Source organism: Pseudomonas jessenii, assembly GCF_002236115.1.
Lineage (GTDB): Bacteria > Pseudomonadota > Gammaproteobacteria > Pseudomonadales > Pseudomonadaceae > Aquipseudomonas > Aquipseudomonas jessenii.
This window is the reverse complement of sequence record NZ_NIWT01000006.1, coordinates 136,781-153,077: the sequence shown is the minus strand read 5'-3', so window position 1 is coordinate 153,077 and position 16,297 is coordinate 136,781. Positions and strand designations below refer to the sequence as shown.

General features: G+C 60.6%; 14 protein-coding genes. 9 read left to right on the top strand and 5 right to left on the bottom strand.

The window, feature by feature from the left end; genetic code table 11:
* Window positions 1-16: 16 nt before the first annotated feature.
* From PSJE_RS20805 to PSJE_RS20790, 3 genes are all read right to left on the bottom strand, one after another.
* Window positions 17-1,558 carry a phosphoenolpyruvate carboxykinase gene (locus tag PSJE_RS20805; RefSeq protein WP_057712463.1) on the bottom strand — a complete coding sequence of 514 codons (1,542 nt, stop codon included), beginning with the start codon at window positions 1,556-1,558 and terminating at the stop codon, window positions 17-19.
* A 180-nt stretch (window positions 1,559-1,738) separates the two neighbouring features.
* Window positions 1,739-2,641, bottom strand: a complete 903-nt coding sequence (gene hslO, locus PSJE_RS20795; RefSeq protein ID WP_090452522.1) for an Hsp33 family molecular chaperone HslO — start codon at window positions 2,639-2,641, stop codon at window positions 1,739-1,741.
* A 444-nt stretch (window positions 2,642-3,085) separates the two neighbouring features.
* On the bottom strand, window positions 3,086-3,493 hold the full coding sequence (locus PSJE_RS20790) for an RNA-binding S4 domain-containing protein (RefSeq protein ID WP_090452521.1): 408 nt from the start codon (window positions 3,491-3,493) through the stop codon (window positions 3,086-3,088).
* A 216-nt stretch (window positions 3,494-3,709) separates the two neighbouring features.
* Here PSJE_RS20790 and rimB point away from each other — a divergent pair, with 216 nt between their 5' ends.
* Entirely contained in the window at window positions 3,710-4,189 is a 480-nt protein-coding gene (gene rimB, locus PSJE_RS20785; RefSeq protein WP_007983163.1) for a retropepsin-like aspartic endopeptidase RimB, read from the top strand.
* Window positions 4,186-5,091 (top strand): 30S ribosomal protein S6--L-glutamate ligase, encoded by a 906-nt coding sequence (gene rimK, locus PSJE_RS20780; protein ID WP_007972871.1) that lies wholly within the window; start codon window positions 4,186-4,188, stop codon window positions 5,089-5,091. The genes rimB and rimK overlap by 4 nt, the downstream gene beginning before the upstream one ends.
* Before the next feature lie 131 nt (window positions 5,092-5,222).
* Here the strand turns inward: rimK and PSJE_RS20775 are convergent, their stop codons facing one another.
* Both PSJE_RS20775 and ompR read right to left on the bottom strand, forming a co-directional pair.
* A complete protein-coding gene (locus PSJE_RS20775) occupies window positions 5,223-6,536 on the bottom strand; it encodes an ATP-binding protein (RefSeq protein WP_090452519.1) in 1,314 nt (437 codons plus the stop codon).
* A 115-nt stretch (window positions 6,537-6,651) separates the two neighbouring features.
* The gene (ompR, locus tag PSJE_RS20770; protein ID WP_007983158.1) at window positions 6,652-7,392 is read right to left on the bottom strand and encodes an osmolarity response regulator transcription factor OmpR; all 741 of its coding nucleotides are present in this window, start codon (window positions 7,390-7,392) and stop codon (window positions 6,652-6,654) included.
* Between the two features lie 360 nt (window positions 7,393-7,752).
* Between ompR and PSJE_RS20765 the strand changes: the two genes are divergently transcribed.
* The 7 genes from PSJE_RS20765 (at window position 7,753) to tauD (ending at window position 16,204) form a co-directional block, all read left to right on the top strand.
* Complete coding sequence (locus tag PSJE_RS20765) at window positions 7,753-10,077, top strand: Tex family protein (protein ID WP_090452516.1); 2,325 nt, start codon at window positions 7,753-7,755, stop codon at window positions 10,075-10,077.
* Window positions 10,077-10,460, top strand: a complete 384-nt coding sequence (locus PSJE_RS20760) for a PaaI family thioesterase (protein WP_007972875.1) — start codon at window positions 10,077-10,079, stop codon at window positions 10,458-10,460. Before PSJE_RS20765 ends, PSJE_RS20760 begins: the two co-directional genes overlap by 1 nt.
* Window positions 10,461-10,767: 307 nt before the next feature.
* A complete protein-coding gene (gene gshA / locus PSJE_RS20750) occupies window positions 10,768-12,351 on the top strand; it encodes a glutamate--cysteine ligase (protein WP_090452512.1) in 1,584 nt (527 codons plus the stop codon).
* Between the two features lie 247 nt (window positions 12,352-12,598).
* Window positions 12,599-13,576: a taurine ABC transporter substrate-binding protein gene (gene tauA / locus PSJE_RS20745; RefSeq protein WP_090452510.1), complete on the top strand. Its 978-nt coding sequence runs from the start codon at window positions 12,599-12,601 to the stop codon at window positions 13,574-13,576.
* 15 nt (window positions 13,577-13,591) lie between these two features.
* Entirely contained in the window at window positions 13,592-14,386 is a 795-nt protein-coding gene (tauB, locus tag PSJE_RS20740) for a taurine ABC transporter ATP-binding subunit (RefSeq protein WP_090452508.1), read from the top strand.
* Entirely contained in the window at window positions 14,383-15,216 is an 834-nt protein-coding gene (tauC, locus tag PSJE_RS20735) for a taurine ABC transporter permease TauC (RefSeq protein WP_090452506.1), read from the top strand. The genes tauB and tauC overlap by 4 nt, the downstream gene beginning before the upstream one ends.
* 145 nt (window positions 15,217-15,361) lie before the next feature.
* Window positions 15,362-16,204, top strand: coding sequence for a taurine dioxygenase (tauD, locus tag PSJE_RS20730; protein WP_090452504.1), 843 nt, complete (start codon window positions 15,362-15,364; stop codon window positions 16,202-16,204).
* Window positions 16,205-16,297 lie beyond the last annotated feature (93 nt).

Genomic DNA, 16,297 nt, shown 5'->3' with positions numbered 1-16,297 from the left:
TAGCTCAATCCAACGCTTAGAGCTTTGGACCAGCAGCCTTGATCGCGTCGCTCACTTCGAACTTCTTGAAGTTCTCGATGAACAGGCCGGCCAGTGCTTTGGCGGCTTCGTCGTAGGCGGCTACGTCGGCCCAGGTGTTACGTGGGTTCAGCAGGCCAGTCTCAACGCCCGGTACGGCCACTGGCACGTCGAGGTTGATGGTGTCCAGGTGCTCGGTCTCGGTACCGATCAGCGCACCGCTCTGGATCGCTGCGATCACGGCACGAGTGGTCGGGATGTTGAAGCGTTTGCCGACGCCGTAGCCACCGCCGGTCCAGCCGGTGTTGACCAGGTAGACCTTGGAGCCGAAGCCGCGGATGCGCTTGATCAGCAACTCAGCGTATTCGCCGGCTGGACGCGGGAAGAACGGCGCGCCGAAGCAGGTGGAGAAGGTCGACTTGATGCCGCTGCCCGAACCCATTTCGGTCGAACCGACCAGGGCGGTGTAACCGGACAGGAAGTGGTAAGCCGCTTGTTCTTCGTTGAGGATCGACACTGGCGGCAGTACGCCGGTCAGGTCGCAGGTCAGGAAGATCACAGCGTTCGGCTCGCCACCGAGGTTCTTCTCGGAGCGCTTGGCAACGTGCTCCAGCGGGTAGGCGGCACGGCTGTTCTGGGTCAGGCTGACATCGGCGTAGTCGGCGTGCTTGGCGTCGTCGATAACGACGTTTTCCAGTACCGCGCCGTGCTTGATGGCTTTCCAGATAACCGGCTCGTTCTTCTCGGACAGGTCGATGCACTTGGCATAGCAACCGCCTTCGATGTTGAACACAACGCCTTCGCCCCAGCCGTGCTCGTCGTCACCGATCAGGTAACGGCTTTCGTCGGCCGACAGGGTGGTTTTACCAGTGCCGGACAGACCGAAGAACAGGGTCACGTCGCCTTCTTCGCCGATGTTGGCGGCGCAGTGCATTGGCAGTACGTCGGCAGCCGGCAGCAGGAAGTTCTGCACCGAGAACATGGCTTTCTTCATTTCACCGGCGTAACGCATGCCGGCGATCAGCACTTTCTTCTGTGCGAAGTTGATGATCACGCAGCCGTCGGAGTTGGTGCCGTCACGCTCTGGCACGCACTCGAAGTTGGCAACGTTGAGGACCTGCCACTCGTCACGACCCGCCGGGTTGTACTGAGCCGGGTTGATGAACAGGCAACGGCCGAACAGGTTCTGCCAGGCAGTCTGGGTGGTCATCTTCACGGCCAGGTAGTGCTCGGAAGCCGCACCTACATGCACGTGGGAAACGAAATGCTCTTGCGCGTTGTTGAATGCCTCAACGCGAGCCCACAGGGCGTCGAACTTGTCGGCCGGGAACTTGCGGTTGATCGGGCCCCAGGCGATGGCAGCCTGGGTGCTTGGCTCTTCAACGATGAAACGGTCGACTGGCGAACGGCCGGTACGGTGACCGGTACGAACAACCAGCGCGCCGGTATCGGCAAGCTCGCCTTCACCGCGATTGAGGGCTTCTTTAACCAGATCATCAACACTCAGATCGGTGTACACGGCATTGTTGGCTTGCGTCATGAGGTTCCCCGTCGGCCAGTGGCCGAGTGCTCCAAACGTTTTTGTAGTAGAAAGTCGTGCACTACTACCGCGAAAAAAGTGGGCCGGATTATGCCAGAAAAGCCCAAAAAGAGTAGGCCCCTCCTGTCGTAACGGCGTTAATCCGGCGCAAGGCAGTGAATTTACCTGCGCTGAACCGTTTTAGTGACGGGTATCTGACGGCGTCTCGATACCCGCGCCTGCGAACAATTGAGTGACATCGGCCGCGTCAAACAGGTAGCGCTGGTTGCAGAACTGGCAATCGATTTCGATGTTGCCACCGTGTTCGTCCACCAATTGCTGCGCGTCTTCCATACCCAGACTGACCAGCGCATTGGCCGAACGTTCGCGCGAGCAACTGCAACGGAAGCGCAGCTTCTGCACATCGAACAGACGCACCTGCTCGTCGTGGTACAGGCGATGCAGCACGGTTTCGTTGTCCAGGCTCAACAGCTCATCGGCGGTCAGCGTACCGCCCAGGGTGGTGATGTGCTGCCAGCTGGCGGCGCGTTCGTCTTCGTCTTTCAAACGATCGGCCGGCAGTTGTTGCAGCAACAGGCCACGGGCACGACGACCATCGGCGTACAGCCAGAAACGCGTGCCGACTTGCTGGGACATGACGAAATAATTGGTGAAGCATTCGGACAGGGTGGCGCCGTCGAGGTCGACGATGCCCTGGTAGCGCTGGCCCTGTTTCGGGTCGATGGTCAATGCCAGGACGCCTTCAGGCATCAGGTCGGCCAGGGTGGCATCGGCAGCGATGCGATCCGCGTCGTAACGGGCCAGGCCACGGATGTCGCGCTCGCTGGAGCACTCAATCATCAGCAGCGGGATCGGGCCTTCGGAGCGGGCTTGCAGAATCAGCAAGCCATCGAACTTCATCGTGCCGACCAGCAACGATGCGGCCGCCATCAGCTCGCCGAGCAGTTGCGCGACCGGCTGCGGGTAGGCGTGTTTGGCCAGGACTTCGGCGTAGCTGAGCTCCAACGAAACCAGCTCGCCACGGGTGTCGCTGTCATCGAAGATGAAGCGTTGTGTGAAGTCGTTATCCGCGTGATCGGTCATAGGTCTGGGTATCTGAAGTAGTGAAAATGGTTACAGGAAACAAGAAATTTACCTTGCGCAACCACTCGGGTGCGCAACGTTCAGCCATGAAAGGCATTTTATGAACAATCCGGGCCTGATCCAAGCAGGTGGAACAAGCGCTGATGGGTTCCGGGTCGTTTCCCGCCCTGCACTGCTGGCAATGTGGTTATGGCCTACAGATCAGAGACTGTGTGTGATTTTCGACGAGCGGCGATATCGTCCATGCGATGCACTGCTGGCGAAGCACAGATATGGATGCGCACCGGGTCAATTGCAAGTCTTGGCCTGAAGGCGCGGTGAAACCTAGCGAGTGTCGCGCACTCGACCGCAGGCAATCCACGCTCCCACAGAAATGACACAAACCCTTGTGGGAACGGGCTTGTCCGCGATAGCGGCCTGGAAGTCGCCCGAGAAATATCTGTATTAGTCGTCGTTACTGCTGCCACGAAACTTGAACAAATCCCGCCGCTGTTTCTTGCTTGGCTTACCGTCGGTGCTCACGCCCAGGGCTCCAGCCTTTCTTTGCGCAGCGGCCTCTTCGCGCTTGGCGATGCTGGCCAGGGTTTCGGCATACAAGGTTTGCGCCTCCGGTGCGCCGCGACGAACGATCGACAGTGCCAGGACTACCACCGTGCGCTCCTCGAAACCGGTGCGAATCACGAACTCATCGCCGATTCGTGGCTCTTTACCCGGCTTGCAGCGCTCGCCCCGGCAATGCACCTTGCCGCTTTCAATCGCCGCCTTGGCCAGGGCGCGGGTTTTGTAGAATCGTGCAGCCCACAACCATTTATCGAGGCGGACTTTGTCGTCCTCTTCGTTTTTTTGTGCCATGGAATTTCCTCATTCTGAAATATTGGTGAACTGTACTACCGTTTCTGACGTACCAAGAATTTCACCGTCTCGGATTACAATGCTGACATTCCATAACCTCCTTGCGAGGCTGGAAATCCGGGCCGTAGATATCTGTCGCCTTTTAATCATTATTCTGCGTGAATACCGCGAATCCGGCCGCGTGCGGCCCGAGCGGTATCTACCGGTTGAGCACTATTGAAGACATTTGACCATTTGACCGTTGTCGGTCTGCGCGAGTGGGTGGCACTCCCGGATTTGGGAGTCGCCGGCCTTCGGGCAAAAATCGACACCGGTGCCAGCACCTCAAGCCTCCACGCCACCGAAATCGAGCCGTTCGAGCGCGATGGTGAGCAGTGGGTGCGTTTTACCGCCCACCTGGGTTCCGTCGTACAACTGCGCCACCGACGCTGCGAAGCACCGCTGGTGACGATGAAAACCATTAAAAGCTCAAACGGTCACGCGCAGGTGCGATACGTGATCAGCACTACCCTGGCCCTTGGTGATCGGGTCTGGCGGGTCGAGTTCACGCTCGCCTGCCGCAAGTCCATGCGTTATCGCCTGCTGCTCGGCTCCAAAGCCCTGATTCACGGCCAGTTGGTGGTCAATCCGGGCATCAAGTACGTACAAGACAAGCCGGTGTTCCCGGTATCTACCTCCTCCACAGGTGTTGCATGAAGATCGCTGTGCTGTCGCGGAATCCGCGTCTGTATTCCACCCGTCGTCTGGTCGAAGCCGGTACCGAGCGTGGCCATGAAATGGTGGTGGTCGACACTTTGCGCGCCTACATGAACATCGCCAGCCACAAGCCACAGATCCACTACCGCGGCAAACCGCTGGAGGGTTTCGATGCGGTGATTCCACGGATCGGTGCATCCGTGACCTTTTATGGCTGTGCAGTGCTGCGCCAGTTCGAGATGATGGGGGTATTTCCGCTCAACGAATCGGTGGCCATTGCCCGTTCCCGGGACAAGCTGCGTTCGCTGCAATTGTTGTCCCGTCGCGGGATCGGCTTGCCGGTGACCGGGTTTGCCCACTCCCCCGATGACATTCCCGACCTGATCGAAATGGTCAACGGTGCGCCGTTGGTGATCAAGGTGCTGGAAGGCACCCAAGGCATCGGCGTGGTGCTGTGCGAAACCGCCACGGCCGCGGAATCGGTGATCGAGGCGTTCATGGGCCTCAAGCAGAACATCATGGTTCAGGAGTACATCAAGGAAGCCGGTGGTGCGGACATTCGCTGCTTCGTCGTCGGCGACAAGGTGATTGCAGCGATGAAGCGCCAGGCCAAACCCGGCGAATTTCGCTCCAACCTGCATCGCGGTGGCAGCGCGAGCCTGATCAAGATCACCCCGGAAGAACGCATGACGGCGTTACGTGCGGCGAAGGTCATGGGGCTGGCGGTGGCAGGTGTCGACATCCTGCGCTCCAATCACGGGCCGTTGGTGATGGAAGTTAACTCGTCGCCGGGTCTGGAGGGAATTGAGACCACCACCGGGAAGAATGTGGCGGGGATCATCATTGAGCATCTGGAGAAGAATGGCGGGCCGAATATGACTCGGACCAAAGGGAAGGGTTAAACCTCAAGCCTTGTGGCGGCAGGGATGCCGCCATCGCGAGCAAGCTCGCTCCCACAGGGTTTTAGCCAAAATCACTGTGGGAGCGGGCTTGCCCGCGAAGGGGCCGTCAGCCCCACTGAAAAAATCAGGCCTTAAACGGCATCCCGCGGCAGCAGCAACCCCAACGGCAACCGCACCCGAGCTTCCAGCCCACCGCCCGAGCGGTTACGCAGCTCAACGTTGCCGCCATGCATCGAGGCAATCCGCTTCACGATCGCCAATCCCAACCCGGTGCCCTTGCCACCCCGGGCACGGTCACCGCGGGTGAACGGGTTGAAAATCGCCTCCAGCTCCGAAGGATCGATCCCGGCACCACGGTCCATGACACTCAGCACTACATACGGTGCGCTGGTGTCCCCGGACACATACGCCGCCACCTCCACGCCGCTGCCAGCATGATGCAGCGCGTTGCCGATCAGGTTGTTCAACAGTCGCTTCATCGATACCCGACGCAGCGGAAACGGCTGGATAGGCTCCAGGCGCAGCCGCACTTTTTCTTCGGTCTGGTTATACGGTGCGGCAACTTCACGGACCAGGTCGCTCAGGTCGACCTCTTCCACCGACTCGTCGCGCCCGTCACGAATGAACGCCAGGAACTGATCGAGAATCGCGTCCATGTCTTCGATGTCGCGCACCATGTCGTCGGTCAGGTCCGTGTGATCGCCCATCAGCTCCAAGGACAGACGCAATCGCGTCAACGGCGTGCGTAAATCATGGGAAACCCCGGCCAGCATCAGTTCACGCTCGCGACCGGCCTGTTCGACGTCTTCAGCCATCTGGTTGAAGGCGCGGTAAACCTCGGTCATCTCGCTCGGCGTATCGCTGATTGGCAGGCGCACACTGCGGCCCTGGCCAAGTTGCCGCGCGGCATACACCAGACGCTTCAAAGGTTGATTGAGCTGGCTGACGAAGATCCAGGCCGAAGCGGTGGACAGCAGGCCAATAGCGAGGAACCAGCCCAGCACGTTCCAGATTTTCTGGCCGCGCAACGGATGAGGATAAAGCGGTACTTTCAGCCAGCCATCACCCAGGCTTGGCGCCCGGACCCACAGCGCCGGTGGCGAATGCATGCGCAGCCGGACTTCCGTGTCGGCACCCAGCTCCGCCTGCATCTGCCGCTGGTAGATCTCGCTGTAAGGCCAGTGCTGTTCGCCTTCCGGCACGCCGGCACCCACCACCCGGATCAAGGTCGCGGCCTCGGCGATCTTGCCGCGGTTTTCTTCATCGGCAGCCCAATAGGCGCGCAGCGTCAGGGCGACACCGTGGCTGTACTGGCGGTCCACCAGCACGTCTTCGTTCATCAGCAGATAAACCAGGGTCAGCGCCTTGGAGAAGAGTACGACGATGAGCACCAGCCAAAGGGTGCGGGAGAAGAAGCTCTGGGGGAACCAAACGGGGGTTTTCATGGATAACCGTTAAACACTTGCAGGAGCGAGCGATGCTCGCATATTGCGGATCGCGAGTCTGCGGACAGGATCGATTGATCCGTTGTCCGCGTGACCCGCTCCTACAAATCGCCAATCACTTGGTGGCGGTACCATCCGGTACAAACACGTAACCCACGCCCCAGACAGTCTGGATGTAACGCGGTTTGGACGGATCGGGCTCGATCATCCGGCGCAGACGGGAAATCTGCACATCGATGGAACGCTCCAGGGCATCCCACTCGCGGCCACGGGCCAGGTTCATCAATTTGTCGCGGGTCAGCGGTTGACGCGCGTTCATCACCAGGGCCTTGAGTACAGCGAACTCACCGGTGGTGAGCATGTGCACTTCTTCGCCGCGCTTGAGCTCGCGGGTAGCCAGGGACAATTCATAGTCACCGAAGGTCACGCTTTCGTCTTCGCTGCCTGGCGCGCCCGGCACCGGAGCCGACTGGCGACGCAGGACCGCTTTGACGCGAGCCATCAGCTCATCGGGGTTGAACGGCTTGGCCAGGTAATCGTCGGCACCCAGCTCCAGGCCCTTGATGCGGCTCAGCTCGTCGCCCTTGGCGGTCAGCATGATGATCGGAATCTGGTTGTTCGCGCCGCGCAGACGGCGGCAGGCGGTCAAGCCGTCTTCACCGGGCAGCATCAGGTCGAGTACGACCAGGTTGAACACTTCGCGCGCCAGCAGGCGATCCATTTGCTCAGTGTTCGGTACGGCGCGGGCGCGGTAGCCCTTGCTGACGAAAAAACGCTCCAGCAGGCTGCTGAGCCCAGGATCGTCGTCAACAATAAGAATTTTTTCGCCTTCAGCAGTTTGTGCAGTGCTGCTCATTGGATGCTCCTTTGATCTCGGCGCGCATTATGGCGTAGCTGCCGTTATACGCACCGTGTGCATTGTTAGCAGATTTTTCCTTTAGTGCCAGAAAACCGGCCATTTCACCTGCAACCCGCGATGTCCCCGAATGCCGGAACGCTGGTTATAATGCGCGGCCTTTTGTGTCAGGCAACATCAGACAGGTACTACAGACGGACACCATTTTTTTCATGGCGTCGGCAGTAATTGTTCGATTTCACGGGTCAACGGGATACCTTTTGATCCAGGTAGCGGCGCAGGCCAGGCCGCTCAACCAGACTCGCCCAGGCCCTATCTCTGCGCCTGCGAGCCTGCTTTCACAATTTGTCAGGTGGTTTTATGGACAGCATCAACAGCCGCATCGCCGAGGAACTCGGTGTACGCCCACAACAGGTCGAAGCGGCCGTCGCGCTACTCGATGAAGGCTCTACCGTTCCCTTCATCGCCCGTTACCGGAAAGAAGTGACCGGCAGCCTCGACGATACGCAATTGCGTCATCTGGAAGAGCGCCTGCGCTACCTGCGAGAACTCGACGAACGGCGTATCAGCATCCTCGCCAGCATCCAGGAGCAGGGCAAGCTGACCCCGCAACTTGAACGCGACATCAAGCTCGCCGACACCAAGACCCGTCTCGAAGACTTGTACCTGCCGTACAAGCAGAAGCGCCGCACCAAGGGCCAGATCGCCCTGGAAGCAGGCCTGGGCGAGCTGGCCGACGGCCTGTTCAACGACCCGTCCCTGAGCCCGGAAACCGAAGCCGCACGCTTCATCGACGCGGAAAAAGGCGTGGCCGATGTGAAGGCTGCCCTCGAAGGCGCCAAGTACATCCTGATGGAACGCTTCGCCGAAGACGCCGGCCTGCTGGACAAGCTGCGCAGCTACCTCAAGCAGGAAGCCACTCTCAGTGCCCGCGTGATTGCCGGCAAGGAAGAGGAAGGCGCCAAGTTCCGCGATTACTTCGAACACGACGAACCGCTCAAAAGCATGCCGTCGCACCGCGCGCTGGCGATTTTCCGTGGCCGTAACGAAGGCATCCTCAGCTCCGCGCTGAAAGTCGGCGACGAACTGCCGGGCAGCATGCACCCGTGCGAAGGCATGATCGGCCAGCAATTCGGCATCCAGAACCAGAACCGCGCCGCCGACAAATGGCTGGGCGAAGTGGTGCGCTGGACCTGGAAGGTCAAGCTCTACACCCACCTGGAAACCGACCTGCTCGGCGAGCTGCGTGACGGCGCGGAAACCGAAGCGATCAACGTATTCGCCCACAACCTGCACGACCTGCTGCTGTCGGCCCCGGCCGGCCCGCGCGCCACCCTGGGCCTCGACCCGGGCCTGCGCACCGGTTGCAAGGTGGCCGTGGTCGACTCCACCGGCAAGCTGCTGGATCACGCCACGGTTTACCCACACGTGCCGCACAACAAGTGGGACCAGACCCTCGCCGTGCTCGCCGCCCTGTGCGCCAAGCACTCGGTGGACCTGATCGCCATCGGCAACGGTACCGCCAGCCGCGAAACCGACAAGCTGGCCGCTGAACTGATCAAAAAATACCCGGCCATGAAAATGACCAAGGTCATGGTTTCCGAGGCCGGTGCATCGGTTTACTCCGCCTCGGAACTGGCTTCCAAGGAATTTCCGGACCTGGATGTGTCGATCCGTGGCGCCGTGTCGATTGCCCGTCGCCTGCAAGACCCGTTGGCCGAGCTGGTGAAGATCGATCCGAAATCCATCGGTGTCGGCCAGTACCAGCACGACGTGTCGCAGCTGAAACTGGCCCGTGGCCTGGATGCAGTGGTCGAGGACTGCGTGAACGCCGTCGGCGTCGACGTAAACACGGCTTCCGTGGCACTGCTGGCGCGGATCTCCGGCCTCAACGCGACCCTGGCGCAGAACATCGTCAGCCACCGCGATGAGCACGGCGCATTCAAGACTCGCGCAGCCTTGAAGAAAGTCGCGCGCCTGGGTGAAAAAACCTTCGAACAGGCCGCCGGATTCCTGCGCGTCATGAACGGCGAAAACCCGTTGGACTCGTCGGCGGTTCACCCGGAAGCCTATCCGCTGGTTCAGCGCATCGCCGCCGAAACCGACCGTGACATCCGCTCGCTCATTGGCGATGCCGCGTTCCTCAAGCGTCTCGATCCGAAGAAGTACACCGATGAAACCTTCGGTTTGCCGACCGTGACCGACATCCTCCAGGAACTGGAAAAACCCGGTCGCGACCCGCGCCCCGAGTTCAAGACCGCCGAGTTCCAGGAAGGCGTCGAAGACCTCAAGGACCTGCAACTGGGCATGATCCTCGAAGGCGTGGTGACCAACGTGACCAACTTCGGTGCTTTCGTCGATATCGGTGTGCATCAGGACGGTTTGGTGCACATCTCCGCGCTTTCGGAGAAGTTCATCAAGGATCCACGAGAAGCGGTGAAGGCCGGTGACGTGGTGAAAGTGAAGGTCATGGAAGTCGACATCCCGCGCAAACGCGTGGGCCTGTCGATGCGCATGAGCGACACCCCGGGCGAGAAAATCGACGGTGCCCGCGGCGCACGTCCGGGTTCGGCGCCACGCCAATCCCAGAACACCGCACCGCGCAAGGAAACCACGGCAGCGGCCCCGAGCAACAACGCCATGGCTTCACTGTTCGCCAATGCCAAGCAGTTGAAGAAACGTTGATGGACATTCCCGCCGGGCTGACCGAAAGCGCGTTTTTCAAGCTGCTGGGCTGCCGCTTGCACAGCCTGGAAACCGGGGTGGCGCAAGTCGCCCTGGCGCTGGAACCGGAACTGCGCAATCGCGGCGGCAAGCTGCACGGCGGGGCCTTGTTCAGCCTGGTGGACATTGCCATGGGGCTGGCCTGTTCCAGCACCCACGGCTTTGACCAGCAGAGCGCGACCATCGAGTGCAAGATCAACTACATTCGCGCCGTCTCTGACGGCGAGGTGATGTGCACGGCACGGGTGATTCATCCGGGCCGCCGCACGTTGGTGGTCGAGGCTGATGTGATGCAGGGCGACAAACTGGTCGCAAAAGCACAAGGCACGTTCGCTGTCCTGTAGCTAGTCGTCATCAAATTGAGTTAATTTCAGCGCTGTGACCACAGTGTCGGAATTTCCTGTGGGAGCGGGCTTGTGGCGAGGGGGCTTGCCCCCGTTTGAGTGCGTAGCACTCACAATATCTTGGAACATCAGAGGTTTTGGGGCTGCTTCGCAGCCCAACGGGGGCAAGCCCCCTCGCCACAGGTCCACTCCCACATCGATTGCGGCGAGATCCAAAACCAGGCGAAAACGCCAGTTTTAACTTCACCCTTGTAGACCGTCTTGCCCACCCCCATATTGGGGCGACTGACGCGTGAAGGAATCCAACTTGAGCGAACTTCTCAACCGCCGCCTGGCCCTGCTCGGCGAGCGCGCTAACCTCTCTCTGCTCGAACAGTGCCTTCACGGCATCGAACGTGAATGCCTGCGCGTGACCGATGAAGGTCGCCTGGCGCAAACGCCGCACCCGGAAGAATTGGGTTCCGCACTGACCAATGAACAGATCACCACCGACTATTCCGAGTCGCTGTTGGAGTTCATCACCCCGGCCCTGCCCGATCCTGCCGATACGCTGGCGAGCCTGGACAGCATTCACCGCTTTGCCTACAGCAAGCTCGGCAACGAGTATCTGTGGAGCCCATCGATGCCGTGCCCGTTGCCGGCCGAGGAAGATATCCCGATCGCCTATTACGGCACGTCCAACATCGGGCAGCTCAAGTACGTCTACCGCAAGGGTCTGGCCCTGCGTTACGGCAAGACCATGCAATGCATTGCCGGCATCCACTACAACTTTTCCCTGCCGGAAAAACTCTGGCCGTTGCTCAAGCAGGCCGAAGGCTTTGTCGGCACCGACCGCGACTTCCAGTCGTCGTCCTATATCGCGCTGATCCGCAACTTCCGCCGCTACAGCTGGCTGCTGATGTACCTGTTCGGCGCCTCGCCGGCACTGGACGCCGGGTTCCTGCGTGGTCGTTCGCACCAGTTGGAACAACTGGACCCGCAGACCTTGTACCTGCCGTACGCCACCAGCCTGCGCATGAGCGACCTGGGTTACCAGAGCAACGCCCAGGCCGGCCTGACGCCGTGCTACAACGACCTGAACAGTTACACCGACAGCCTGCGCAAAGCGGTGGCCACGCCGTATGCGCCATACGTCGAAGTCGGCACCCACCAGGATGGCGAGTGGGTACAGCTCAACACCAACATCCTGCAGATCGAAAACGAGTACTACTCCAACATCCGCCCCAAACGCGTGACCTACACCGGCGAGCGCCCTATCCAGGCACTGATGGCCCGTGGCATCCAGTACGTCGAAGTACGCTGCCTGGACATCAACCCGTTCCTGCCGATGGGCATCGACCTGACCGAGTCACGCTTCCTCGATGCGTTCCTGCTGTACTGCGCGCTCAATGACAGCCCACTGCTGACCAATACCAGTTGTGGCAACGCGACTTCGAACTTCCTCAGCGTAGTCAAGGAAGGTCGTCGTCCGGGCCTGCAACTGCAACGGGATGGCCAGCCGGTCGACCTGAAGGAATGGGCCGGCGAGCTGCTGGAAAAAATCGCCCCTCTGGCGGCTATGCTCGACCAGAGCCATGGCGGCGATGCCCACAGCAAGGCGCTGGACGCCCAGATGGCCAAGGTCCAGGACCCGTCCCTGACACCGTCGGCCCAGGTATTGGCGGCGATGGCCGAACACAAGGAAAGCTTTGCCCAGTTCTCCCTGCGCCAGAGCCAGGCCCATGCCGAGTTCTTCCGCAGCGAACCGTTGCCGGCTGAGGAACAGGCGCAGTTTGAAGAGCGGGCGCGTTCGTCGCTGGCTCAGCAGGCTGAGCTGGAGCAGAACGAAGTCGGTGATTTCGACGTGTTTGTCGGGGCGTATCAGGCGAGCATTCTGGCGATCAGTAACTAACCTTCGAAGGTCCTGCGGACCTTATCGCGAGCAAGCTCGCTCCCACAGTGGATTCTCGGTGTGACCACAATCGTGCAAACACCATTAAACCCTGTGGGAGCGAGCTTGCTCGCGATGACCGCGTAGCGGTCGCTCCTCAAGTTGTCCTCTCATAAGCTAATTCGAAAAAGTTATTTATTTTCGAATTCTTAGATCATTTAGTCTCTTTCTCACGCCGACACTCGGTCGCCTGACAAGGAGCTTTCTGATGAAACTGACTTTCCCTCTACGCTTGCTGGCGGCCGCGTCCTTGGCTACCGCGAGTTTTTTTGCCCAGGCAGCCGACTTCACCGTCGCCTACCAGACCACCGTTGACCCGGCGAAAGTCGCCCAGGCTGACGGCGCCTACGAAAAGGCCACCAAGGCCGATATCAGCTGGCGCAAATTCGACAACGGTGCCGATATCATCGCCGCCATCGCCTCTGGTGACGTGCAGATCGGCTACCTCGGTTCCAGCCCCCTGACCGCCGCCATCACTCGCAAAGTCCCGGTAGAAACCTTCCTCATCGCCACCCAGATCGGCGCCGCCGAAGCCTTGGTCGCCCGCGACGGTTCCGGGATCAAGACCCCGCAAGACCTGATCGGCAAGAAAATCGCCGTGCCGTTTGTATCCACCGGCCACTACAGCCTGCTCGCCGCGCTGAAGCACTGGAACATCGACCCGTCGAAAGTCACCGTTCTCAACCTGGCTCCACCCGCGATCATTGCCGCCTGGAAACGCGGTGACATCGACGCCACGTACGTTTGGGATCCGGCCCTCGGTGTCGCCAAGGAAAACGGCAAAGTGCTGATCACCTCCGGCGAGCTGGCCAAGTTCGGCGCACCGACTTTCGATGCCTGGATCGTGCGCAAGGATTTCGCCGAGAAGCACCCGGAGATCGTCACCGCGTTCGCGAAAGTGACTCTGGACGCCTACGCCGATTACCGCAAAGACCCGCACGCCTGGCTCGCCAATCAGGGCAACGTCGACAAGCTGGTAAAACTGTCTGGTGCCAAGGTCAGTGATATTCCATTGCTGCTGCAAGGCAACGTCTACCCGCTGGCGGCTGACCAGGTGCTCACCCTCGGCGCGCCGACCACCAAAGCCATCACCGACACCGCGGCGTTCCTCAAGGAACAAGGCAAGGTCGAGGCCGTGCTGCCGGACTACGCGCCGTACGTCAGCGCCAAGTTCATCACCAACTGATCGGGAGTCAACGCGATGGCCTTGCTACAGCTGGAGCGCATCAGCGCACAGTACCCCGGCAACCCGGAACCGGTGTTGGCGGATATTTCCCTGAGCCTTGGGTCCCGGCAATTGCTGGTCGCCCTCGGCCCGTCCGGCAGTGGCAAGACTTCGCTGTTGAACCTGATTGCCGGTTTCGTCGAACCCAGCGCCGGGCGCATCACCCTCGACGGCGTGCCCGTCAAAGGCCCGAGTGCCGAGCGTGGCGTGGTGTTCCAGGACGACGCGCTGCTGCCATGGCAAGACGTGCTGGCCAACGTCGGGTTCGGCCTGGAGCTGGCCGGTATCGCCCGGGAAAAACGCGAAGCTCGCACCAGGGAAATGCTCGCCCTGGTCGATCTGTCCGGTTTTGAACAGCGCCGCATCTGGCAGCTTTCGGGCGGCCAGAAGCAGCGTGTCGGCCTGGCTCGCGCCCTCGCCGCCGACCCGCGCGTGTTGCTGATGGACGAACCTTTCGGCGCCCTCGACGCCTTTACCCGCGAGCAGATGCAGGAACTGTTGCTGCAAGTCTGGCAACGCACCGCCAAGCCGGTGTTCCTGATCACCCACGACATCGAAGAAGCCGTGTTCCTCGCCACCGACCTGATTTTGTTGGCACCTAACCCAGGGCAAATCGTCGAACGCCTGAGCCTCGATTTCGGTCAGCGTTATGCCGCCGGTGAGTCGGCCCGCTCGATCAAGTCCGACCCGCGTTTTATCGAAACCCGCGAACACGTACTCGCCAAAGTGTTCTCCCAACGCAGCGCCGCCCAGCGGCAGGAGCGCGCATGAGCAGTTACGAAATTCCCGTCGCGGCGATAACGCCAGGCTCAGCCGTAATTCCGCCAAGTCGCCGTTTGAGCACTCGCTGGATCAGTGTGCTGACGCTGGTCGTTCTCGTTGCTATTTGGTGGGCCGTGACGGCGACCGGCGTGATCGAGCCGCTGTTCCTGCCACCACCTTCCGCCGTGCTGCAAAAAGGCTGGCTACTGGCGACCTCGGGTTATATGGATTCAACCCTGTGGCAGCACCTGGGCGCGAGTCTGAGCCGCATCGGCCTGGGCCTCGGCTTTGCGATTCTCACCGCCGTGCCGGTGGGAATCGCCATCGGCGCCAACCGTATCGCCCGCGGTGTGCTCGACCCGCTGATCGAGTTCTACCGGCCGATTCCTCCGTTGGCTTATCTGCCACTGATCGTGATCTGGTGCGGCATCGGTGAATTGTCGAAAGTGCTGCTGATCTACCTGGCAATCTTCGCCCCGATTGCCATTGCCACCGCCACCGGTGTGCGCACGGTCGACCCGGCCAAACTGCGTGCCGCGCAGTCGCTCGGCGCAACGCGTGTGCAGTTGATTCGCCACGTCATTTTGCCGAGTGCCTTGCCGGATATCCTGACCGGTGTGCGCATTGGCCTCGGCGTGGGTTGGTCGACGCTGGTCGCCGCCGAACTGATCGCCGCCACCAGCGGACTGGGCTTCATGGTGCAATCGGCCGCACAGTTTTTGGTCACCGATGTGGTGGTACTGGGGATTCTGGTGATCGCACTGATCGCCTTCGCAATGGAGCTTGGCCTGCGTGCCCTGCAACGCAAACTGGTGCCGTGGCATGGTCAGGTTCACTGAATGATTACCCTGTAAGAAACCCTGTGGGAGCGAGCTTGCTCGCGATTGCAGAGTGTCAGACACCACTGTTGTGACTGACATATCGCTATCGCGAGCAAGCTCGCTCCCACAGTAATCAACACCCCCGAATTTCAAGAGAATCACCATGAGTGACTTGACCATCGTCCCCCTAAGCTCCGCCCTCGGCGCACAGATCAGCGGCATCGACATCAGCCAGCCGCTGAACCTGGAACAGCGCGATGCCATCGAACAGGCCCTGCTCAAGCATCAGGTGCTGTTCTTCCGCGACCAGCCGATCACGCCACAGCAACAGGCGCGATTCGCCGCGAATTTCGGCGACCTGCACATTCACCCGATCTACCCCAATGTGCCGGAACAACCGGAAGTGCTGATCCTCGACACCGCCGTCACCGACGTGCGCGACAACGCGATCTGGCACACCGACGTGACCTTCCTGCCGACCCCGGCCATGGGCGCGGTGCTCAGTGCCAAGCTGCTGCCGGAGTTTGGTGGCGACACGTTATGGGCCAGCGGGATTGCCGCCTATGAAGCCCTGTCGACGCCGCTGAAAACCTTGCTCGAAGGTCTGACCGCCACCCATGACTTCACCCGTTCGTTTCCGCTGGAGCGCTATGGCAACACGCCCCAGGCACTGGCCCAGTGGGAAGAAGCACGGCGCAAGAATCCGCCGCTGTCGCACCCGGTGATCCGCACGCACCCGGTAAGCGGGCGCCGCTCGCTGTTCGTCAACGAAGGTTTCACTTCGAAGATCAACGAGCTGTCGGAAACCGAAAGCGAGGCGATTCTGAAGTTCCTGTTCGCCCATTCAACGCGGCCGGAATTCACCATTCGCTGGCGCTGGCAGAAAGACGACATCGCATTCTGGGATAACCGCGTGACCCAGCATTACGCAGTGGATGACTACCGGCCGGCGCGGCGGGTGATGCAGCGGGCGACGGTGTTGGGGGATGTGCCTTTCTTTCGGTGAACAGCCAGTTTTTGTACTGACCTTGATGGCCCCATCGCGAGCAAGCTCGCTCCCACAGGTTCGGCGGTGTTCACAGGCTTTGTGTACGACACG